General features: G+C 71.0%; 19 protein-coding genes and 2 tRNA genes. 6 read left to right on the top strand and 15 right to left on the bottom strand.

The annotated features are described in order from the left end of the window. Positions 1-184 precede the first annotated feature (184 nt). Positions 185-257, bottom strand: a tRNA-Ala gene (locus MMA15_RS07360). Positions 258-501: 244 nt separating this feature from the next. Between MMA15_RS07360 and MMA15_RS07365 the strand changes: the two genes are divergently transcribed. Then, entirely contained in the window at positions 502-1,980 is a 1,479-nt protein-coding gene (locus tag MMA15_RS07365; protein ID WP_241058298.1) for a glycosyltransferase 87 family protein, read from the top strand. A gap of 66 nt (positions 1,981-2,046) precedes the next feature. Here MMA15_RS07365 and MMA15_RS07370 read toward each other — a convergent pair whose 3' ends face one another. From MMA15_RS07370 to nadD, 7 genes are all read right to left on the bottom strand, one after another. Continuing rightward, complete coding sequence (locus tag MMA15_RS07370) at positions 2,047-2,280, bottom strand: hypothetical protein (protein WP_045863337.1); 234 nt, start codon at positions 2,278-2,280, stop codon at positions 2,047-2,049. Between the two features lie 6 nt (positions 2,281-2,286). Next, a complete protein-coding gene (locus MMA15_RS28440; protein WP_372498202.1) occupies positions 2,287-2,481 on the bottom strand; it encodes a hypothetical protein in 195 nt (64 codons plus the stop codon). Positions 2,482-2,816: 335 nt separating this feature from the next. Continuing rightward, positions 2,817-2,889, bottom strand: a tRNA-Ala gene (locus tag MMA15_RS07375). Positions 2,890-3,130: 241 nt separating this feature from the next. Next, positions 3,131-3,805 (bottom strand): histidine phosphatase family protein, encoded by a 675-nt coding sequence (locus tag MMA15_RS07380; RefSeq protein ID WP_241058300.1) that lies wholly within the window; start codon positions 3,803-3,805, stop codon positions 3,131-3,133. After that, entirely contained in the window at positions 3,802-4,263 is a 462-nt protein-coding gene (gene rsfS, locus MMA15_RS07385) for a ribosome silencing factor (RefSeq protein ID WP_241063063.1), read from the bottom strand. Before rsfS ends, MMA15_RS07380 begins: the two co-directional genes overlap by 4 nt. 84 nt (positions 4,264-4,347) lie before the next feature. After that, complete coding sequence (locus tag MMA15_RS07390; RefSeq protein ID WP_241058301.1) at positions 4,348-6,069, bottom strand: LCP family protein; 1,722 nt, start codon at positions 6,067-6,069, stop codon at positions 4,348-4,350. Beyond that, positions 6,066-6,692, bottom strand: a complete 627-nt coding sequence (gene nadD, locus MMA15_RS07395) for a nicotinate-nucleotide adenylyltransferase (RefSeq protein WP_241058303.1) — start codon at positions 6,690-6,692, stop codon at positions 6,066-6,068. Before nadD ends, MMA15_RS07390 begins: the two co-directional genes overlap by 4 nt. Here nadD and MMA15_RS07400 point away from each other — a divergent pair. After that, positions 6,691-6,855, top strand: a complete 165-nt coding sequence (locus MMA15_RS07400) for a hypothetical protein (protein WP_241058304.1) — start codon at positions 6,691-6,693, stop codon at positions 6,853-6,855. The genes nadD and MMA15_RS07400 overlap by 2 nt on opposite strands. Positions 6,856-6,912: 57 nt before the next feature. Here the strand turns inward: MMA15_RS07400 and MMA15_RS07405 are convergent, their stop codons facing one another. After that, positions 6,913-7,080 carry a hypothetical protein gene (locus MMA15_RS07405; protein WP_241058305.1) on the bottom strand — a complete coding sequence of 56 codons (168 nt, stop codon included), beginning with the start codon at positions 7,078-7,080 and terminating at the stop codon, positions 6,913-6,915. 337 nt (positions 7,081-7,417) lie between these two features. Between MMA15_RS07405 and MMA15_RS07410 the strand changes: the two genes are divergently transcribed. Continuing rightward, complete coding sequence (locus MMA15_RS07410) at positions 7,418-8,539, top strand: M48 family metallopeptidase (protein WP_241058306.1); 1,122 nt, start codon at positions 7,418-7,420, stop codon at positions 8,537-8,539. A 157-nt stretch (positions 8,540-8,696) separates the two neighbouring features. Here the strand turns inward: MMA15_RS07410 and MMA15_RS07415 are convergent, their stop codons facing one another. The 5 genes from MMA15_RS07415 to proB all read right to left on the bottom strand — a co-directional run bounded on the left by MMA15_RS07415 (position 8,697) and on the right by proB (position 14,616). Then, positions 8,697-9,854 (bottom strand): SCO2583 family membrane protein, encoded by a 1,158-nt coding sequence (locus MMA15_RS07415; protein WP_241058307.1) that lies wholly within the window; start codon positions 9,852-9,854, stop codon positions 8,697-8,699. 244 nt (positions 9,855-10,098) lie between these two features. Beyond that, on the bottom strand, positions 10,099-11,058 hold the full coding sequence (locus MMA15_RS28170) for an SCO2584 family spore wall biosynthesis protein (RefSeq protein ID WP_308290520.1): 960 nt from the start codon (positions 11,056-11,058) through the stop codon (positions 10,099-10,101). Positions 11,059-11,251: 193 nt separating this feature from the next. Further along, on the bottom strand, positions 11,252-12,514 hold the full coding sequence (locus MMA15_RS07430; RefSeq protein ID WP_241058308.1) for a glutamate-5-semialdehyde dehydrogenase: 1,263 nt from the start codon (positions 12,512-12,514) through the stop codon (positions 11,252-11,254). 179 nt (positions 12,515-12,693) lie between these two features. Beyond that, the gene (locus MMA15_RS07435) at positions 12,694-13,113 is read right to left on the bottom strand and encodes a DUF8830 family protein (protein ID WP_372498203.1); all 420 of its coding nucleotides are present in this window, start codon (positions 13,111-13,113) and stop codon (positions 12,694-12,696) included. A 306-nt stretch (positions 13,114-13,419) separates the two neighbouring features. Then, entirely contained in the window at positions 13,420-14,616 is a 1,197-nt protein-coding gene (proB, locus tag MMA15_RS07440) for a glutamate 5-kinase (RefSeq protein WP_241063065.1), read from the bottom strand. 488 nt (positions 14,617-15,104) lie between these two features. On the opposite strand from proB, the gene MMA15_RS07445 reads away from it, so the two are divergent. Beyond that, a complete protein-coding gene (locus MMA15_RS07445) occupies positions 15,105-17,213 on the top strand; it encodes a CDP-glycerol glycerophosphotransferase family protein (protein ID WP_241058310.1) in 2,109 nt (702 codons plus the stop codon). 140 nt (positions 17,214-17,353) lie between these two features. Here the strand turns inward: MMA15_RS07445 and MMA15_RS07450 are convergent, their stop codons facing one another. Beyond that, positions 17,354-18,262: a LysR family transcriptional regulator gene (locus MMA15_RS07450; RefSeq protein WP_241058311.1), complete on the bottom strand. Its 909-nt coding sequence runs from the start codon at positions 18,260-18,262 to the stop codon at positions 17,354-17,356. 397 nt (positions 18,263-18,659) lie between these two features. Here MMA15_RS07450 and MMA15_RS07455 point away from each other — a divergent pair, with 397 nt between their 5' ends. Together MMA15_RS07455 and MMA15_RS07460 are read left to right on the top strand one after the other, a co-directional pair. Then, complete coding sequence (locus MMA15_RS07455) at positions 18,660-19,391, top strand: type 1 glutamine amidotransferase domain-containing protein (RefSeq protein ID WP_241058312.1); 732 nt, start codon at positions 18,660-18,662, stop codon at positions 19,389-19,391. Positions 19,392-19,748: 357 nt separating this feature from the next. Next, complete coding sequence (locus MMA15_RS07460) at positions 19,749-21,161, top strand: S41 family peptidase (protein ID WP_241058316.1); 1,413 nt, start codon at positions 19,749-19,751, stop codon at positions 21,159-21,161. The last annotated feature ends 172 nt before the right edge of the window (positions 21,162-21,333 follow it).

A 21,333-nucleotide genomic window follows, 5' to 3' on the forward strand; every position in this document is an offset into this window, starting at 1 on the left:
GTCCCCGCGGGGTGGCATGCACCTCCCCGCTGGGCGGCGTGCACCCAAGTCAGCGCACTCGCAGGGGAGTCGGGCACCGGCCCGGCGGCGGGACCGTTGCGGGGAGCCGCCGGGGCGAAGGCCCGCAAAAGCAAAGAGGGCGACCGGTCACGGACTTGCGTGGACCTCGTCACCCTCGATCGAGTGGAGCTAAGGAGAATCGAACTCCTGACCTCTTGCATGCCATGCAAGCGCTCTACCAACTGAGCTATAGCCCCGCAACAGATCCGCCGGGGGCTCGGCCCCTCAGCGGCGTCGCCAACCTTACACGGCCTCTGCCGCCTTCCGCCAAATCGGTTTCCCGCCGCCCTCACGCGCCCCGGCCCGGCCCGCGGCCCCGGCAGGTACTGTCGACGCCCGCGCGCCCCGTAAGCCCCGCATCACCGTCCTGAAGCAACCGTCCCGCACCACGGCCTGAACCACCGCCCCGAACCAGACCCGACTCCCGGAGCCCGCACCGCCGTGAGCGTCCTGCCCCAGTCCGCACAGAGCCGGTCACGCGGCCGAAGCGCGCCCCTGGCCCGGGTGCTGGACCGGCCGGTGCTGATCGCCTCCGGCGTCTGCCTGCTGTCCTTCGCGGCGTTCTGGACCGCACAGCGCGCGACCGGCGTCTCCATGATCGACATCATGGTCTACCGGGCCGAGGGCTGGACGGTGCGCACCGGCGGCGATCTGTACGCGATGCGCGCCACCTACGCCGACCTCCCGACCACCTATCCGCCTTTCGCGGCGCTGCTGTTCACACCGTTGACGCTGCTGGACGTAGCGGACATGCGGACCCTGGGCACCGCGGGAAACCTCGTACTGCTCGTCACGGTCGTCCACCTCTCGCTCCGGCTGATCGGGAGGATGCCCCGTCCCTCCCTGGCGCCGTACAGGTCCCGGACCTCCCGGCCCGCCTGGCTTTTCCGGCTGTCCGTGCTGCCACGTCCCGCCGCCGCGCTGCTGGTCTCCTCCGTCGCCGTGTGGTGCGAGCCGCTGTGGACGACGCTGCGCTACGGGCAGATCAATCTGCTGCTGACCGCGCTGGTGCTGTGGGACCTCTCACGCCGCCACGGGCACCGCTTCTCCGGCGCGGGAATCGGGGCGGCGGCGGGCATCAAGCTCACGCCCGCGCTGTTCGCGGTCTTCCTCGCCCTCTGCGGCACGGTGCGGGCCGTGCGCCGGCGGCGAGCGGGCCGCCATGCCGGCACCGGCGGCGGCGTCCGGAACCACGAGCTGCGCCAATCGGCCGTCGCCGCGGGCACGTTCGCCTGCACGGTGCTGCTGGGCGCGCTGGTACTGCCGCGTGACTCGCGGCGGTTCTGGTTCGACGTCCTCTTCCGCTCCGAGCGCGTGGGGCATGCGGAGATCACCGACAATCAGTCGCTGCGCGGTGTCGTGGCACGGCTGCTGCACACCGGCGAACCCGGCTGGCCATGGCTGGTGTTCGCCGTGCTCGTGGCGGTGACCGGTCTGGCCGTCGCCGCTGCGGCGGCCTCGGCGGACCGTCGGCGACTGCCGTACGCACCGGCGTGGGCGGCTCTCGTATGCGCGGTCACGGCGCTGCTGATCAGTCCCGTCTCGTGGTCGCACCACTGGGTGTGGTGCGTGCCGCTGGTGCTGCTGCTGGGCGCGGAGGCCCTGGCGCGCCAACGGCCCCTGCCGTGGGCGGCGTCTGCCGCGGCGGCGGCACTGCTCTTCTGCTCGTACGCGCTGTGGCTCGTCCCGCACGGCGCCACCGGCCCCGTGAAGCCCGAACTGCACCAGACGGGCGGCCAGATGGTGCTGTCGGCGCTCTATCCGGCGGCAGGGCTGGGCTTCTTGGCGCTGGCCGCAGTCACGGCCGTACGGGCACTGCGCACGCCGTCACCGCAGGCAACGGACGGCGCGAACGGAGCTGACCGCCCGCACATGGCACGGATCGCGCGGCCGAACCGCGCCGCATCGGAGGCGGATTGAGCACCGGGGCGGGTCGAGCACGGGGAGCGGGTCGGACGGCGGCGGGGCGCGTGACGGGCGCGGGCGTCAAGCCGTCGCGAAGGAGTAGAAGCGCTTCAAAGTGCAGTGCTCGTCGAGCAGACGCCCGTAGATGGGCTCGCCGTCCAGTTCGCGGTAGGTCTCGATCGGATCGCCCTTTATGATCAGCGCCCTCGCGCAGTCCTCGCACCAGTACTGGAACTCGGGATTGACCGGCTCCATGTCGCGGACGATGGGCGTACCGCTGCCGCACCAGTCGCACTTCCGGCTGTGTGCACCCATCAGTCATCAGCCCCAGCTGTGGCCGCAGGTCGTGCACACGTAGGAAACTCCTCCATTGTCGCCGAGCATCTGGGCAACGTTCGATGAACCGCATGCCGGACAAAGCAACGTCCGGGACGACACCGCTGGACGGCCGGTGGCTGGACCTGTGCGCGGGCGAACCGGCTGCCGGCCGACCTCGACGAGGAGCACTGCCGACATCGCACACGTCCCTCCCCTCGGCCCTCCCCCTTCCGGCCATCACGATTCTGCCACGTTCTCCCACTGCACAGGAGGCCCGGTCGTCGTCAGGGGTGCGGACCGCGTCGTGAGGCGCAAGCCTCACAGGATCGACGGGGCCGGGCACAATCCGGTTCCGGATGTCTCAGGGGTTATCCCCACGGAAACCCGCAACGAAGCCCGCCCCCGGGCGAGACGAAGGCCATAGACCGCGGCGAGTGGAAGGCGGGACGGCACCGGAGGGGAAACGCCGTGAAAAAGCAGCGAGGGCGACTCGGCCCGCGTATCGATGCGGACACTCGTCGCCCTCCTGATCGTGGAGCTAAGGAGAATCGAACTCCTGACCTCTTGCATGCCATGCAAGCGCTCTACCAACTGAGCTATAGCCCCGGGCAGTTCACGACTTCGTCCACGGAGGTCTGCCGCTCCGTCGCGTGAACGGGAGGAAGCCTAACCGGCGACCAGGCCGGATGGGAAATCAACGGGAGGTCCGTCCCTTCCCGGCGGGGCCGGATTCCCCGAGAGCCATTCCCCGGGGCCCGAACTCCTGCGGCCCGGTCTGTTGCCGCCGGTTCCCCGCGGACGCGTCCCGGACGGCCCGCATTCCCAACGGGCGGATTCCTGCGGGCAGTCAGTCGTCGTCGCCGAGCACCGGCTGAGGCAGGGTGCCCGCGTTGTGCTCCAGCAGCCGCCAGCCCCGCGCGCCCTCGCCGAGCACGGACCAGCAGCAGTTGGAGAGCCCGCCCAGCGCTTCCCACGTATGAGGGACCAGACCCAGCAGGCGTCCGATGGTCGTACGGATCGTGCCGCCGTGGCTGACGACGACCAGCGTGCCGCCAGGCGGCAGCTTCTCCGCATTGCGCTCCACCACGGGCGCGGCACGGTCGGCGACCTCGGTCTCCAGTTCACCGCCGCCGCGGCGCACGGGCTCGCCGCGCTTCCACGCCGCGTACTCGTCGCCGTAGCGCTCGACGATCTCCTCGTGCGTGAGGCCCTGCCAGGCGCCCGCATACGTCTCGCGCAGAGCCTCGTCGTGCGTCACGTCGAGGCCCGTGATCGAGGCCAGTTCGGCGGCCGTCGCCACCGTGCGCCGCAGATCGGAGGCGAGGATCGCGTCGGGACGCAGCGCCGCCAGCAGACGGGCGGCGCGGCGGGCCTGTTCCAGCCCGGCGGGCGTCAACTCGATGTCGGTGGAGCCCTGGAAGCGGCGCTCCAGGTTCCAGGCGGTCTGGCCGTGCCGCCACAGGACGATGCGGCGGTCGCGGCGTACGGGCGGCGCTGGGGTCACGGCGGGCTGTGCCGTCACCGGGCGCCGTCGCTTCCGCCGTCCTGCCCGCCCTCCATGCCGTCGGCCGCCGCCTCCCTCGCGGCGTGCTCACGGTCCTTGCCCCTGGTCGCCTTGGCGTCCTCGGGCAGGTCGAGTTGGGGGCAGTCCTTCCAGAGCCTCTCCAGCGCGTAGAAGACCCGCTCCTCGCTGTGCTGCACATGCACCACGATGTCGACGAAGTCCAACAGCACCCAGCGCCCGTCCCGCTCGCCCTCCCGGCGGGCGGGCTTGGCGCCCTGCTCCTTCAGCAGCCGCTCCTCGATCTCGTCGACGATGGCCTTGACCTGCCGGTCGTTGGGCGCTGAGGCCAGCAGGAAGGCGTCGGTGATGGCGAGGACGTCGCTGACGTCGTAGGCGACGATGTCGTGCGCGAGCTTGTCCGCTGCCGCCTGGGCGGCGGCGTCGATCAGCTCGATGGAACGGTCCGTGACGGTCACAGGCAAGGCTTTCGAATCGGAAGCGGCGGTCATGTGTGCGTACGCAGTATCAGGAACCAGGATCTCACGCCCGCCCGCGGGCTCTTACCCCTTGTAATCCCTGCCCAGCACGACCGTCACATCCGCGTTCGCGGCGCTCTTGCCCTTGCGTACCGCGCTGCCGGGCAGGGCGAGGGTCTTGGCCACTTCCTCCGCCTTGGCCTTGTACTTCGCGTCGCCGTACGTCACCTGGGAGCGTGCCTGCGCCTTGCTGCCGGCGCCGCCCTTGACGACCGTGTAACCGCTGTTGACGAGGTCCGCGGAGGCCGAGTCGTCGCTGCCGCGGTCGCCGCTGGCGTTGACGACCTTCACCCTGGGTGCCGCGTCCGGGTCGGTGTTCTTGACCGTGCCTCCCAGCACCTGCTTCACCAGGCCCTCGCTGGTGCGTGCGCTGAGCGTGCCGTTGGCCCTGACGGGCAGCACCTGCGTGCGGTACGAGCCGTCCTTGGCCTGGCTCGCCAGCTTCGCCAGCGACGCCCCCAGCTCCGGCTCGGGCAGTGACGGGTCGGGGATCTGGCCGAGGGTCTCGACCGTCCTCGTCGCGGACTCCGAGTCGCTGGAGAGCTTCCGCAGCGTCTGGTGCATGACCTCGCCGAAGCGCGCGAGCTGGCGGGTCTGCGGCTCTCCCCTGCCCCGGTACGTGGCGTAGGCGACGGCCGCCTGCCCGTCGAGGGTCTGTGCCTTGCCGCGTTCGACCAGCGGCTTGTCGCCCTTCTTCTCGCCGGGGACGGTGGCGTCGGCGTCCAGCTTGATGCCGCCCACCAGCTCGACGAGGTTCTCCAGATACGGGGTGTCCAGGCGCCAGCTTCCCTTGATGTCGGCGCCCAGCAGGGTGCCGAGAGCCTCTCGGGTGGGGGCCGTGCCCTCGTCCTCGACGGCCTTGGCGAGGGTGGTCGTGGTGCCGTTCTCACCGGAGACGGCGAGGGAGTTGGGGAGCAGAACCGTATTGCCGCGCTTGGCGTCGGCGTTGTCGACGAGCAGCGCGGTGGAGCTGCCGCCGCCGTCGAGCGAGCGCAGATGCACGACGATCACGTCACGCTGCTGACCCGCGGCCGTGGCAGCGCCGCCCTTGCTCTGGCCGAGGCCCGGCAGCTTGCCCGCGTACCAGAGGTATCCGACGCCGCCGACCGCGGCGAGGACGAGGACCACCACGAGCGCGACCACGCGGTTGCGGCCCTTGCGCTTGGCCTCCTCACGGCGCTCGGTGCGGCTCTCGCTGAACTTCAGCCAGTCGATGACGTCTTCGGAGTCGTCGGCGTCCTCTTCGATGAAGGAGAACTGCTCCGTGTGATAGCCCCCGCCCTGACCGGTGCCCTGGCCGCTGCCCTGACCGGTGCTTCCCGGGCCCGTGGCGCTGCCCGGACCGTGACCGTGGCCGGACGTGGGCTCCTGCTGCGGGATCCACTGCTGGGTCTGCTGCTGCGTCTGCTGCTGTGCGGCGCCCTGCGCGGCCTGCGGATACGGCTCGGCCTGCGGCTGCCCGGCGGACGGCGCCTGCTGTCCGTACGTGCCGTAGGCGTCGTAGCCGCCGGGACCGTCGTAGCCGTCGTAGCCGTAGCCCTGCGGCTCGGACTGCTGAGGCTGCTGGGGCTGTTGTGTCTGGTAAGGCTGCTGTACCGGCTGCTGCCGCGTGCCGTACTGCCCGCCGTCGTCGTAGCCGTAGACGGGCTGGCCGTACTCGTCGTACCCGACGACCCGGGGCTCCTGCTCGGGCTGCCGCGGGTTCTCCTGCCGCCCGTACGGGTCGTAGCCGTAGCGCTCGTTCATGACTGGGGCGCCTCCTCCCCGTACAGCCCCCGCTTGTTGATGTAGCGCACCACGCCGTCGGGCACCAGATACCAGACGGGATCTCCCCGCCGCACCCGTGCCCGGCAGTCCGTCGAGGAGATGGCCAGCGCGGGCACCTCCACCAGGGACACCCCGCCGTCCGGCAGTCCGGGGTCGGTCAGGGCGTGCCCGGGGCGGGTGGCGCCGATGAAGTGCGCGAGGGAGAAGAGTTCGTCGGCGTCGCGCCAGCCGAGGATCTGGGCGAGGGCGTCGGCGCCGGTGATGAAGAAGAGGTCGGTGTCCGGGTTGGCCGCCCGCAGATCACGCAGAGTGTCGATGGTGTACGTACGGCCGCCGCGGTCGATGTCGATGCGGCTGACCGAGAACTGCGGGTTGGAGGCCGTCGCGATGACCGTCATCAGATAGCGGTCCTCGGCGGGCGACACCTGCTGGTGGCTCTTCTGCCACGGCTGCCCCGTGGGCACGAAGACCACCTCGTCGAGGTGGAAACGAGTCGCCACCTCGCTGGCGGCGACGAGGTGCCCGTGGTGGATCGGGTCGAACGTCCCGCCCATCACTCCCAGCCGCCGCTTGCCGGTGCCGGGCACTATGTCCTCTCCCATGCGAGCCGACCTTATCCCCTCGGACCCCGCTCCGCTGCTCCGCCTGTACGACGGGGAGGACACGGAGGGCGAGCCGGAGGAGTACGCGAGGGGCGGCGGCGCGGCCCCGGACAAGGCGGGCACGGGGCACGTGCGGCGCCGGGGGCGTGCGCTGAGCCCGTAGCGTGCGCGGACCGGCGGGCGCTCGCCCGGCGAGCACCGAGGTCGGCGGAGGCCGAGGTCAGCGGTCCCGGTTGAAGCGGGTGGTGATCCACAGCAGCAGAAGCAGGGCCAGCAGGGCACCGCCGCCGGTGAAGTACGGCAGCAACGGGTCGTGCTCGCCCGCGTGCTCACCGCCCTCGGAGGCCAGGGCGGCGAAGGCGTGGTGTGCGGCGCTGGGAAGCATCATCGTCGGCAGGACCTATCCACGTGTGGGCCGGACAGTACGTTGTGTGCTGCACATCGTAAGCGGGGCCGCCGCGCGTGCTGACGCCACCTCTCGCTTACCGCCGCTCACTCCGGCACCGCTTCTCGAATTCGCCGCGCCGTTCCCGCCGTTCCTCTCGTCTCCCGCCACTCCGGTCCCTTCGGTTCTCCTCCGGCACGCAACCCTGCGGGGCCTCTACGACGTCTCCTCCCCACGTCCGGGTCCGTACCGGACGCGTTCGCCCCGGGCTTCCGGTTCCGAGCGCCTAGGCTGACCTCAACCCACCGTGAACGGTGATGAAAGCGACAGGGGGAACGCGATGAGCGACAACGCAGGCACCGAGCGGCTGCCCGGCCGCAACCGGCGCCGCTTCCCCGGGATCTCCTCCCGGGCTTACGAACATCCCTCGGACCGCTCGGCGCTCGTCGCGCTGCGAAAACTCAGCGGTTTCGACTCGGTCTTCAAGGCACTGAGCGGCCTGGTGACCGAACGCAGCCTCCGGCTGCTCTTCCTCGCCAACTCGGTGCGCGTCAACGACGAGCAGTTCGCGCACCTCAACTCGATGCTGCGGGACGCCTGTTACATACTGGACCTGGAGAAGGTCCCGCCGATGTACGTCAGTCAGGACCCGAAGCCGAACGCGATGTGCATCGGCCTCGACGCCCCCGTCATCGTCGTCACCACCGGCCTCGTGGAGCTGCTCGACGAGGAGGAGATGCGGGCGGTCATCGGCCACGAGGTGGGCCACGCCCTGTCGGGCCACGCCGTCTACCGCACGATCTTGCTGTTCCTCACCAACCTCGCCCTCAAGGTCGCCTGGATTCCCCTCGGCAACATGGCGATCATGGCGATAGTGACGGCGCTCCGCGAGTGGTTCCGTAAGTCGGAACTGTCCGCGGACCGTGCGGGGTTGCTCGTCGGCCAGGACCTCCAGGCGTCGATGCGCGGCCTGATGAAACTCGCCGGCGGCAACCACCTGCACGAGATGAACGTCGACTCCTTCCTCGCGCAGGCCGAGGAGTACGAGTCGGGCGGCGACATCCGCGACTCGGTACTGAAGATCATGAACGTGCTGCCGCGCAGCCACCCCTTCACGGCGGTGCGTGCCGCGGAGTTGAAGAAGTGGGCCGAGAGCCGCGACTACCAGCGCATCATGGACGGCCACTACGACCGGCGTGAGGACGACAAGCAGACCTCGGTCTCGGAGTCGTTCAAGCAGTCGGCGGGCCACTACACCGAGACGTTCAAGAACAGCAAGGACCCGCTGATGGGCCTCGTACGGGACATCGCCGGAGGGGCGGGCGACCTGGGCGGGAAGCTCCGCGACACCTTCACCGGACGGAACAGCGGCGGAGGCGGCGGTGGCGGCGGAAACGCCAACGGCGGCAGCGGCAACAGCGGCAGCGGCGACGGCGGTTCCGGAGGCGGCGGTACCGCCTGAGCGCGGCGGCGTCCCCGCGTACACGCGGCTGGGGACGCAGCCCGGCGCGCTCCACCACTCGGCAACACGGCCCGGCACACCACCCGGGTCGTAGAACTGCACAACTCGGGCCCGGCACGCGGAAGTCCGCACCGGCCGATCCGGAACTCACCGGCGGCTAGTCGTCCTTCGCGGCCGGGCTCGGCTGTGAACTGGTCGAGAGCACACCGCACAGCGAGGCCGAGGACCGTCCTCGTGCATAGGGGTCGGTGCCGGCCGCACCGTCGTCCTTGGCCTTCTCACCCGCGAGCAGCGGAGCCAGCGCGTCAGACATGTCGGCGGAGCAGGGCAGCGGCCCGGCACGCATCGACACCTGCTGCACGCTGAGCTGCTGACGCCGCAGATCCTCACGGTCGACCTGGAAGCGCACCTCGCGACGCACCGTGAAGAGGGACGACTTCTCCTTCGCCTTCTCGCCGTCGCCGTCCTCGGTGGCGCGCACGGCGTAGACGAAGACGTGGTCCGCTACGACCTCCAGCGCGTCGGCTCCCGATTCCTGCACGGTCATCGTGCCGTTGACGCGGATACGGGGGTCGGCGAGCGTCGTCTTCGACGGGTCGAAGCGGACCATCCAGCCCGTCGCGGAGTGCCGCCCGTCGTTGCGCGGATGGTCCATGCTCTGGTCGAACTGCTCGTGCTGCGCCGGGTCGAGCATGATCCGCACATCGCGTACGGCGTTGCCGCTGAGGACCGACGGGTCGAGCGAACTGGCGACGATGTACTCCTTGGCGGCCGTCAGCGACGACAGCACCTGGCTCTCGGAGAAGTGCCGTGTGCGCCGGGCCGGAGGCAGCGTCACACCGTCGGCGCCCGCGCGGAACTGGGCCGCCGGGCTGTGCTTGAAGAGGTCGGCCGGGGTGGCGCCCGGCACCTCGTCGCGGGGAGCGAGCGGCAGCAGGGCGTTGCGCATCGGCTCGGCGGGCGGATCGGCCGGTGCCTGGTACGGATTGCGGATGCCCATGTAGATCGCCGTGCCGAAGGCGAGGACGATCAGCAGCACCAGGACGATGCCCTGCCGTGAAGCGGTGATGGAGTCACGGCCGTAGTGGACGTGCGGCTCCGAGTCGGCCGATTCGCCCGCGAGCGGATAGGCGCGGTTGCGTACGGCGGCGTGGCCCTCGTCCTCCATGCGTTCCCGCGCGGAGTACTCCTGGAGCCGGGCAGCCTTGATGAAGGACTCGTCGAAGACGACGGATCGGTAGTCGTCGCGATATTCCTCGTCGCCCCCGGAGGCGTCGTCGGGTGTTCCCTCTGGGGGATTGCCTCGCCCGGCCATACCAACAGAGTAGGTCCGCCCGGCGTTCCGTAAACGCTTCGGTACTCCGGTAAACGTGCTGATTCGCGTGTTCGTGAACACCTCGTCGCCGTGGCGTGACGAGCCGGTGACCGTACGGGCCTTGCGGGCGCGGCTGCCGGAGCCGGGGGCGGGGCGGCCTGAGAGCGGGGGTCGCGGGCGCGCGGGTCGCTTTGGTACGCGGGTGGCGTGGCGCGCGGCGGGTCGGTCGTAGCCCGGAAGCGGCTCAGCCGGGGCCGGGCCGCACGGGGACGCCCAGCATGTGCTGCGCTCCGTCGTACCCCTTGGCGGGGTCACCGGAATCGCCGTAGCGGCCGGTGCCGGTGGAGCCGGGCTTGCCGGAAGTGCCCGACGTGCCCGAGGAGTCGATGCCTGTCGTCGCGGGCGGAGGCGTGGGGTCCTGGCGCTGCTGCGAGGTGCCGCGGTACACGGCGCCGAGGGCGAGAGCGACCATTCCTATGCCCATCATCAGCGCGAGCAGCCAGGCCACCGGCCGCTGCCAGCGTGCGTGGCCGCGGTAGGGGCGGCGACGCGAGGAGGCACTGTGCCGCGCGTGCGCGGGGCGTGGCCGCCGGTAGTCCGAGCCGTGTTCCTCGCCCAGGTCGAAGCGCGGGTCGTAGCGGCGGTTGATGCCGAAGCGGATGTACTGCCCGTACTGGTCGTACTGGTCGTAGGCGGCGAAACGGCCGTACTGGTACGGGGTGTGGCGGCCCGGGTCGCCGAAGGAGTCGTATCCGTACGGGCTGTACGGGCCGTAGGGCTCGCCCGGACCGAATGCCTCGTAGTGGTCGTACTCCTCGCCGTCGGCGGGCTCCAGATATTCGGTGTAGTCGGAGCGGTCGAAACGGCCCTCGTCGTCCTCGTCGGCGTCCTGGTCCTCGGGACCTGCCAGGCCGTCCGGGCCCAGAGCGCCGTCGGTGCCGTCGGGATCGTCGTCGAGGCCGAACTCGCCGTCCCTGCCCGGCCCGTAGCCGTAGCCGTCCTCGAAGCCGCGGACCGGCTCGGTCTCCGCGTGCGACTGGGCCGCCGCCAATATGCGTTCCACGGCGGTGGGTTCATGGATGGTGGCGGACCTTACGAAGTCCTCGTCGAGCACCAGGGCGGCGAACTCCTCGTCCGCGGCCCCGTGGTGGTACTCGGGCTCGTCGCCGTCCGGGAACGGCTGGCCCCCCAGGTCGTCCGGCACGCGTTCAGCGTAGACCTTTGCGGTCAATAAGGGCAGGGAGAAGCCGGATTCCATCACAAGAGGCATAACCGCAGGCCGTGCGCCCCCACTTGGGCACCGCTTGCGCCCGTGCCGCGTGACCTCGGCGTGCGCCGAGACCTCGCCGTGCGCCGTGCCCGACCGGACCCGGGGGGCCGGGCCGGTGGGCCGGACCTCAGCCGCGTGTGTGGCCGTCCCCGGTCACCACGTACTTCGTCGACGTCAGCTCCGGCAGGCCCATCGGCCCCCGGGCGTGCAGCTTCTGCGTGGAGATGCCGATCTCGGCGCCGAAACCGAACTGGCCGCCGTCTGTGAAGCGCGTCGAGGCGTTGACCATCACCGCCGTCGAGTCCACGAGCGCGGTGAAGCGGCGAGCGGCCGCGGTGTCGCGGGTGACGATCGCCTCAGTGTGGCCCGAGGTCCACTCGCGGATGTGCCGTACGGCGGCGTCCAGCGACGGCACCACCGCCGCCGCGATGTCGTAGGAGAGGTACTCGGTGCCCCAGTCCTCCTCGGTCGCCGGGACCACGTCCGGGCTCGCCTTCTGCCACGCCTCGTCGCCGTGCACCGTCACCCCGGCACCGGCGAGGGCCTCCACGGCACGCGGCAGGAACTCCTCCGCCACTCCTTCGTGTACGAGAACCGTCTCGGCGGCGTTGCAGACGCTGGGGCGCTGCGCCTTGGAGTCGACGAGGACGCCGAGGGCTGTGTCGATGTCGGCGGCCTCGTCCACGTACACATGGCAGTTGCCCACCCCGGTCTCGATGACCGGCACGGTGGACTCCTCGACCACGGAGCGAATGAGCGAGGCGCCGCCGCGCGGAATCAGCACGTCCACCAGGCCGCGGGCGCGCATGAGTTCACGCACGCTCTCCCGGGTCTCGCCCGGCACGAGCTGCACGGCGTCGGCGGGCACCCCGGCACCGGCGACGGCGTCGCGCAGCACCTCGACGAGGGCGCCGTTGGAGGCGTACGCGGACGAAGAGCCGCGCAGCAGCACGGCGTTGCCCGACTTCAGGCACAGCGCGGCGGCGTCGACCGTGACGTTGGGGCGGGCCTCGTAGACGATGCCGACGACGCCGAGGGGGACGCGGACCTGGCGCAGTTCGAGCCCGTTGGGCAGCGTCGAACCGCGCACGACCTCGCCGACGGGGTCGGGGAGGGCTACGACGTCACGCACGTCGGAGGCGATGGCCGCGATGCGCTCCGGCGTGAGCGTCAGCCGGTCGACGATGGCGTCCGGGGTGCCGGAGGCGCGGGCCTTGTCCACGTCGGCGGCGTTGGCTGCGACGATCTCGTCCGTGCGGGAGATGAGCGCGTCGGCGACGGCGAGCAGCGCGGCGTCCCGGATCGTACGCGGCAGCGGGGCCAGCTCGGCTGCGGCCTCCTTGGCACGGCGGGCGGTCTCGACGACGGGCGAATTCTGCGGTGCGCTCATGGCCCCGAGCTTAGGCGACGTGTGTGACACGGCATGCGGCCGTCCAGCGTGCGGGACGGTACCGGGAACGGCGGTGCGCACGGCGGAGGAACGGCATGGAGACGGCGGTGAGACGGCGGCAGGGATGTGTCCGGCCGTCTGGAAGACGCGCGGGGAAGACGGCGCCTGGAAGGGGCGGTCTAGAAGGGGTGGACGCCCATCGAGGCCGCGGGCGGCGGGCCGTACCCCTCGGCCACCCGCTGCTGGTACGTCTCGCGGCCGATGACCTCCAGGCCGACGATCTCCCACGGCGGCAGCTTCGCCGAGGTGCGGTGCTCGCCCCACAGCCGGAGCGCGACGGCGGCGGCGTCGTGCAGGTCGCGGGCCTCTTCCCAGTAGCGGATCTCGGCGTGATCGTTCGCGTACCGGCTGTTCAGCAGAAAGGGATGGTCGTAGGCGAGCTGTTCCAGAGCCCGCCGTACCTCCTTCAGGGGTGCTTCCTCACCGGCGACGCTCAGCGTGATGTGCCACAGACGGGCATGTTCACGCCTTTCGGCATCCGCGCCTCCCGTACGTGATTCGGCCCGCTGCTCGGTGTCAACGCTGACCAGCCGTCTCACGGTTGGCCTCCTCGTCCGGTGGGCTGCTCTGAATCCGGGCGTCGTCGGCCTGCCGCACGACCCCCTGTACAAAGTTGACCAGCCCGGGACCGGCCGCGTGGCCGTTTTCCGCAAGGTCCCCGTGGAAAGGCTTGACTTTTCCGCGAGCCGATGACGGTTCGGACACCACTCCCCCGCCCTCTGCACGAACCGTTCACGCCAGGGCGCCGACCGAGGGGCCGAGCGGGCCGCCGAGCGGGGGCGCCTCTCGACCCGCGGCTCAGTCGCAGCTCAGCCCCGCGCCCCAGGACTCGGCAGTCGCGCGCCTCAGGAGTCGAGCAGCACCAGATCGTCCCGGTGCACGATCTCCCGCTCGTACGCGGGACCCAGCTCGCGCGCCAGCTCCGGCGTCGAGCGGCCCAGCAACTGCGGAATCTCCTTGGCGTCGAAGTTGACCAGGCCCCGTGCCACCGCCGTACCCCGCGCGTCCCGCAGCTCGACCGGGTCGCCGGCGGCGAAATCGCCCTCGACACCCGCGATTCCCGCGGCCAGCAGCGACATGCGCCGCTGCACCACGGCCCGTACGGCGCCGTCGTCCAGCGTCAGCGCACCCCTCGGAGTCGACGCGTGCGCCAGCCACAGCAGCCGCCCCGCGGCGCGGCGCCCTGTCCGGTGGAAGTACGTGCCGGTGCGGCGGCCCGCCAGCGCGTCCGCCGCGTGCGTGGCCGACGCCAGCACCACCGGCACTCCGGCCGCCGCCGCGATACGAGCCGCCTCCACCTTGGTCACCATGCCGCCGCTGCCGACGCCCGCGCTGCCCGCGCTGCCGATCTCGACGCCCTCCAGATCGCTGGGGCCGGTGACCTCCGTGATGCGGGAGGTGCCGGGCGAGGCCGGGTCGCCGTCGTAGAGGCCGTCGACATCGGAGAGGAGGACCAGCAGGTCCGCCCTTACGAGATGGGCTACGAGCGCGGCGAGACGGTCGTTGTCGCCGAAGCGGATCTCCTCCGTGGCGACCGTGTCGTTCTCGTTGACGACGGGCACCGCCCCCATCGCCAGAAGCTGCTCCAGCGTCCGGTAGGCGTTGCGGTAGTGAGCGCGGCGGCTGGTGTCGTCGGAGGTGAGCAGCACCTGGCCGACGCGGCGGCCGTAGCGCGCGAACGAAGCGGTGTAGCGGGCGACCAGCAGTCCCTGCCCGACGCTGGCCGCCGCCTGCTGCCGCGCCAGATCGCGGGGACGCTTCGGCAGGCCCAGCGGTGCGAGCCCGGCGGCGATGGCTCCGGAGGAGACGAGCACGATCTCCCGCTGCGGTGCGCCCGCAGCCCCGTTCGCGGAACCGTTCGCGGGACCGTTCGCATCGGGCCCTCCGCCGGCCGCGCCCGCGCGGGCGCCCTCCGGTGCGGGTGCGGCGTGCTTGGCGAGTACGTCTACGAGGGCGTCGACACGGTCCGCGTCGAGCCCGCCCGCTGCGGTGGTGAGCGAGGAGGAGCCGACCTTGACGACGACGCGCCGCGCGCCCGCCACCTCGGCCCGCACGTCCGGGACGTCCCGTACGTGCGCCGGGCGCTCCGCGTGCCCGCCGCGTCGCGACCCCGCGCCCGCTGCCGTACCGCCGCCGTCCACGTCCCGCTGCCCGCCTGTTCCCTCTGTCACGCCTGTGCGCTTCCGTTCACGTTCGTCTCCATAGGCCTGCGACGCGCCACGACGCGGAGAACGTCCCGTGCATTTCCAGCCGTCCACGCCGCCCCGCTGGCCCCGCCCGGCGCCTGAGCCGCACCCGCCGCGCCACCCCGGTCTCGCAATCTACGGGAGTGCCGCACGGCGGCGCTCGTCCGTTCCGACCAGTGGACGGGTGGGGATAATGACCTTTGTCCGCGTATCGACTCAGTACACACCGACGCAGATTGTCACCGGCCCCGTGCCCGGCATACGGTCAGTGGTCGACCACGGCCGCCACCCCCACCGGCCGGTTTCCAGCCCGACCCTCGACCTCCTGCCAGGAGTCCAGTCCCGTGCCCTCTGCCGGTCTCTCCACCCGACGCGCCGTCCAGTTGACGGCGCTGCTCGCACTGACGGTCTTCTACGCCGCTCAGCTCGCGGGCGCGCTGCTGCCGAACGTGCCGGTCTTCATCGTCGCCTCCGTGGCGGGGATCTCGCTCGACATCTACCTCACGCACAAGCAGCCCGGCCTGCTCGCCCTGCTCGGCAAGGTCCGCTTCGACGTGACCACACGCCAGTTGCTGCGCGACATGCTCATCGTCATCGGCCTGGTCCGCATCCCCGACGTCCCCCCGGACATCGAGCGTCCCCTCACGCTTCTGCTGCTCGTCGCGTACGCCGCGCACTTCCTCTGCCAGGGCGTAGCCCAGTTCGTGCGCCGCAGCCGCACACTGCCGATCCTCACCCGCAACATCGACGCCTCCGACCTGCGGCTGACGATCGCGCCGCCGCGTCTGCTGGCACGCCAGCCCAGCCGCCGTCTGCTGCGCTTCTCGATCCCCTCCACGGTCGGCCTGATGCTGAGCGCGGGCCTCGCGGACGAGATCTGGGGCATCGTCGGCCTCGGGCTGAGCGTCGCGCTGTCGCTGGGCGGCGCCCTCTACCTGGGCACCTGGATGCTCCCGAAGAAGCGCCACGCGAACGAGCAGCAGGCGCTGGAGTGGCTGGACCGCTGGCTGGCGAAGTACAAGCCGACGGTCGGCATGTACTTCTCCGGCGGCACGACCTCCGCCTACCAGGCGAACATGTGGCTCTCCACGCTCGCCGAACTCGACGGCAACCCCGTCATCGTGCTCCGCGAGCGCTTCATGGTGCAGAAGATCGACGCGACGGACGTCCCGATCATCTGCATCCCGAAGGTCGCGCACCTGATGCACCTTGAGCACTCGACGCTGAAGGTGATGCTGCACCCCGCGAACTCCGGCAAGACCTCGCAGGTGCTGCGCATCCCCACCATCAAGCACGCCTTCATCAACCACGGCGAGAGCGACAAGCTCTCCTCCTGCAACCCCTATGCCAAGGCATACGACGAGGTCTGGGTCGCAGGGCCCGCCGCCCGCGAGCGCTACCAGCTCGCCGACATCGGCGTTGACGACCGCGACGTGGTCGAGGTCGGCCGCCCGCAGCTCTCCCCGATCGAGCCCTACGCGGGCCCCCCGAAGGGCACGTACACCACCGTTCTCTACGCCCCCACCTGGGAGGGCTGGACGAACGACCCGGGCAACACCTCGATCATCCTCGCCGGCGAGAACATCGTCCGCGCCCTGCTGGAGGACCCGGGCGTGCGGCTGCTGTACAAGCCGCACCCCATGACGGGCTCCGTCGACCCGCGTGCGGGCGCCGCCAACGCCCGCATCCAGGAGATGATCACCGAGGCCAACGCCAGGCGCTCCGGCGAGCGTCCGGGACCCGAGGCCGCGGCCGAACTCGAGCGCTGCACGAGGAAACTGGACGAGCTGACCACCACCGCCTTCCGCCGTGGAGCGGACGAGGTGGAGAAGATGATGCTCCAGTCCACCCCGGAGGCGGACCGCGCGGAGCGCGTCGCGGCGGCGACTGCCGAGTGGGAGGCCGCCAACTGGGCCTCGTTCCCGGAGTGGGAGCACCAGATCATCACCGGCCCGCGCCCGGCGATCTACACCTGCTTCAACCAGTCCGACCTGCTGATCTCCGATGTGTCGTCCGTCGTCTCGGACTATCTGACGAGCGAGAAGCCCTACGCGGTCGCCAACACCAGCGGGCTGAGCGAGGACGAGTTCCGTGCGGGCTTCCCCACCGTACGCGCGGCGGCGATCCTCTCCCCCGAGGCGAAGGAGATCCCGGCGCTGCTGGAGTCCGTACGCGACCCGGCCAAGGACACCCTCGCCAAGGCGCGTGCGGAGCTGAAGGTCCACCTCCTCGGCCCGGCGGAGCCGCCGTCGATGAAGCGCTTCAACCAGGCTGCGATCGCGCTGTGCGAGGCCACGGTCGCCCGTAACGAGCGGGTCGCCCGCCGTACGAACGACATCCCCGGCCAGCGCGAGACCGAGGCCCAGGAGGCCGCGGAGGAAGCCGAGTTGGAGGCACCCGTCAACGGCGGCGCGTCGGCCGACCCGGAGGACGCCGACCAGGTCACGGCCTGAGGCCGTCGAGATCACGGCCTGAGGCCCGCGTTCGTTCTGCGTCAGAAGGTCCCGGGAGGCTCGATGCCTCCCGGGACCTTCGTCGTACGGGGTCGTAGGGGTCGTAGGGGCTTTGCCGCGCCGGGCGGGCGTGTCCAGGGCTAGAGCAGCTCCCACTCGCGGGCGCGCTCGGTGAGATGGCGGTGGACAACGGCTGCGGCGGGGTTGGCGGGGGCGCCGCCGCGGCTCGCCAGATAGAGGGTGTTGAGCGGGCGCACCCGGGGCTGGTGCAGCGCCTCCACCGAGCCTGTGGCGAGCGCCGGTTCGGCGAGATAGCGGGGCAGTACGGACACCCCGGCGCCCGCGACCACGGCGGCCAGTACGCCACGTAGATCGGGCATCGTCACGGCCACGGGGTTCGGCGGGCGGCGGCCGAACTCGCTGCGCCAGTAACGGCGGACGATGGGCAGCTCCTCCCCGTAGGCCACGAGCGGCAGATGGGCCAGCGCGCGGACGGGTTCGGCGGCGAGACGGGCCTGGTCGACGGTACGGGCCAGGGAGGGCGGGCCCACCAGCACGAACTCCTCGTCGGCGAAAGGCGTCGCGGAGATGTTCTCCAGCCGGGGCCGCACGGAGGAGACCACCAGATCGACGCGGGCGGCGGCGAGCGCCGCCAGCAGTTCCTCCGCGAGGCCGAGCGTGATCCGCAGCCGTAGGCCACGGGCGGTGAGCGGGGCGAGAGCCGGGACCACACGGAGGGCCATCAGATCGGAGGGGCCCGCAAGATGGACCGTGCCGCGGTGGCCGAGCCCGTCGGCGTCGCCGGAGTCGAGGGCGCCGTTGAGTTCGTCGAGATGGGTGCCGATCCGCCTGGCCAGTTCGTAGGCGCGCTCGGTGGGGATGGCGCCACGGCGAGAGCGTACGAAGAGAGGCTCGCCGATCTGCTCCTCCAGGCGGGCCAGCCGTCCGCTGACGGCAGGCTGGCTCACCCCGCGCCGGGCCGCGGCGGCGGTGATCGAACCGCCCCTGTAGATCTCCAGGAAGGTGGAGAGCAGATCGAGGTCGGGCACGTGCGCTCCTCGGCGGGTCGGTCGTCAACTGACGATCGGCGGCTGGCAGATGGTGACTGACGGGTGACGGGTGACCAATGACAGATGACGGGTGACCGATGACAGATCAGCGATGGCAGATGACAGATAGCGGCTGACGACTGACAGGTGACGGATAACGGCGGACGACGACTGTCAGATGACAGATGGCAGACGTCGGATGACGGATGACAGATAACGGCTGACGGCTGTCAGATGACGACTGACAGATGACAGATGCCCGCATCTGTCATCCATAAGAAAAGTGATGACAGCGCCGAGGTTAGCGGAGGAATTCCTAGGTCTGCGAGTGTTGAAGTGGAGGACGGACGGACACCGGCACAGCACCGGTGCCAAAGCGAGAGAAGGAAGATCCGCCATGGCGAAGATCCTTATGGTCGTCTCTGCGGCCGACCGCCTCACACTGGCCGACGGCACGGCCCACCCCACCGGATTCTGGGCCGAGGAGGTCGCCGTCTCGCACCGTGTGCTGCGCGACGCGGGCCTCGATGTCGACATCGCCTCCCCGGGCGGTGCACGGCCCACTGTCGACCCGATCAGCCTCGACGAACGCGGCGGCGTGGACGAGGGAGCAGCCGCCGAGTTCCGCTCGTATCTCGACTCCATCACCGATGAGTTGGCGAAGCCGCTGGCTCTCGCCGATGTGAAGGAGGCCGACTACGACGGCGTGTACATACCCGGTGGTCACGGGCCGATGGAGGATCTGGCCCACGACGCCGACCTCGGCCGTCTGCTGACCGCCTCCGACCGGAACGGCAAGATCGTCGCGGCGCTGTGCCACGGTCCCGCGGGTCTGCTCAGCGCGAGCGGTGCGAGCGGCGAGAGCCGCGACACCGGCGCCGGTTTCGCCTTCGCCGGGCGCAGGCTGACCGTCTTCTCCGACGAGGAGGAGCGGCAGGGCCTGGGGAACTCGGTGCCGTACTTCGTGGAGAGCAGGCTGCGCGATCTCGGCGCGATCGTCGAGACCGGCCCGGCGTGGGCGAGCAAGGTCGTGACCGACGGCAATCTGATCACCGGCCAGAACCCGCAGTCCAGTGCCGAGACCGCCCGCCAGGTGATCACCGCGCTCAAGGAGCACGCCGTCGCCTGAGTGAGCCGACGGGCCTCGCCGCCGCCTGACGGCGGCCGACGCCCAGGTCGTTCATGCGGGCGGGCAAGGCGCGTGCGTGACGCCCGCCCGTCGTGTGCGGGCGGGCTCTGCACTGGCCGCCCGGGGGCTTCCCCCACCCCCGGGCGGCCGGACTGCCGGATGTCGTCGCCCCCGCTCCCAGGTCGAGCATGTCCGTACGGACTCAGCAGGCTCATCGACCGACGGGGGATAACGACCATGTGGTTCAGGGGAATTGAGGGCGACGGGGAGGGCGACGGGGGTGCTTACGACGGTGTCCGCGGCGCCGAATGCGGCCGTCGGACCGACGCCGCCGGAAGGACTCGGGTTCGGGCTCGGGTGACCACGGCCGTCGCCGCGTTGCTCGCCGTGACCGCCGGGGTGGTGCTTCCCGCCGCACAGGCCGCTCAGCCTTCACGGGACGGTGCGGACACCGCCCGTGCGGCGACCCCGGTGGGCGTGTGGCGCATGGACGGCTACGGCACCGTGCTGTCCGTAGGCCGGGACCGTGTCCGCGAGTACCAGACCTCCAACGCGGGCTGTCTGAAGGGGAGTTCGGCGAAGCGCGTACGCGTGCGCAACGGGACGGCGGCGCACTACGAGCAGCGGGACGGGACGAGCTTCACGCTGCGGTACGACCGGGGCAGCCGTAGCCGGGCGTCGATGCACGTCGACGGCTCTCCCGGCGACCGCGTGCTGCGGCGCGTCAAGGCGCTGCCCGCCGCCTGCGCCCGCGAGATGCCCGGCGATCCCGTGCACGCCTTCGACGTCTTCTGGCAGACGTTCGAGGAGAACTACCCGTTCTTCGAGGCCAAGGGCGTCGACTGGCACGCCGTGCGCGACCGCTACCGCCCGCGCGTCCACTCCGGCACTACTCCGGACCGGCTCTTCGCCACGTTCCGGGAGATGGTGGCACCGCTTCACGACGCACATGTGGCCGTGCTCGCCGGGGACACCGGGACCTTCTCCCGCGTACGTCCCGGGACCCGGATGCCGACGCCCGAACTCGACGCCGAAGTACGGAAGTTCATCGAGAAGCGTGATCTCGGGGGGCGCGGGCTGCGGCAGTTCGCGGGCGGTCGCATCGGTTACGCCGATCTGCCCGGCGGTCAGGGCTACCTCCGTGTCTCCGGTTTCACCGGCTATACCGAGGACGGCAGTTACGCGGCCGACCGTGCCGAGCTGCGCCGCTCCCTGGACGCCGTACTGACGTCGGAGCGCATCGCGCGCCTCAAGGGCCTGATCGTCGATCTGCGCATCAACGGCGGTGGATCGGACAGCCTGGGCCTGGAGTTGGCCGCCCGGCTGACCGGCCGCCCCCACTTCGCCTACGCCAAGGCCGCACGCAACGACCCGTACGACCCGGGACGCTTCACCCGCCCCCAGCCCGCGTATGTGCGGCCCGCGCCGGGACGGCCCCGCTACACCGGGCCCGTCGCGGTGCTCACGGGCGGTTCCACGCTCAGCGCGGGCGAGACGTTCACACAGGCGCTTCTCGAACGGTCCGGCCGTACGGTGCGGATCGGGCAGCGCACGCAGGGCGTCTTCTCCGACACCCTGGAACGCCGGCTGCCCAACGGCTGGAGCTTCCTGCTGCCCAACGAGGAGTTCCGAACCCGCGAGGGCCGTACCTTCGACGGCACGGGCATACCGCCGCACATCGCCGAACCCGTCTTCACGGACGAGGAGTTCGAGCACGACCGCGATTCGGCCTTCGACCGTGCGGTCGGAGAGCTGCGCAAGGGTGACTGAGCTCACCCGGGTGGGCCGGGCCCGGACGCTGCCCGGCGGCACCGGTACGTAGGGTGTCGGCGGGCCGCAGGGCGGCGGACATACACGGGTCGTCGACGGTCCTGAACCGTCGACGGGAGAGGGCCCCCGTCGACGGGAGAGGGCCCTTCACGGCGAGACCGGTTGCCCCACG

It is taken from the genome of Streptomyces marispadix, assembly GCF_022524345.1.
In the GTDB taxonomy this organism is placed as follows: domain Bacteria; phylum Actinomycetota; class Actinomycetes; order Streptomycetales; family Streptomycetaceae; genus Streptomyces; species Streptomyces marispadix.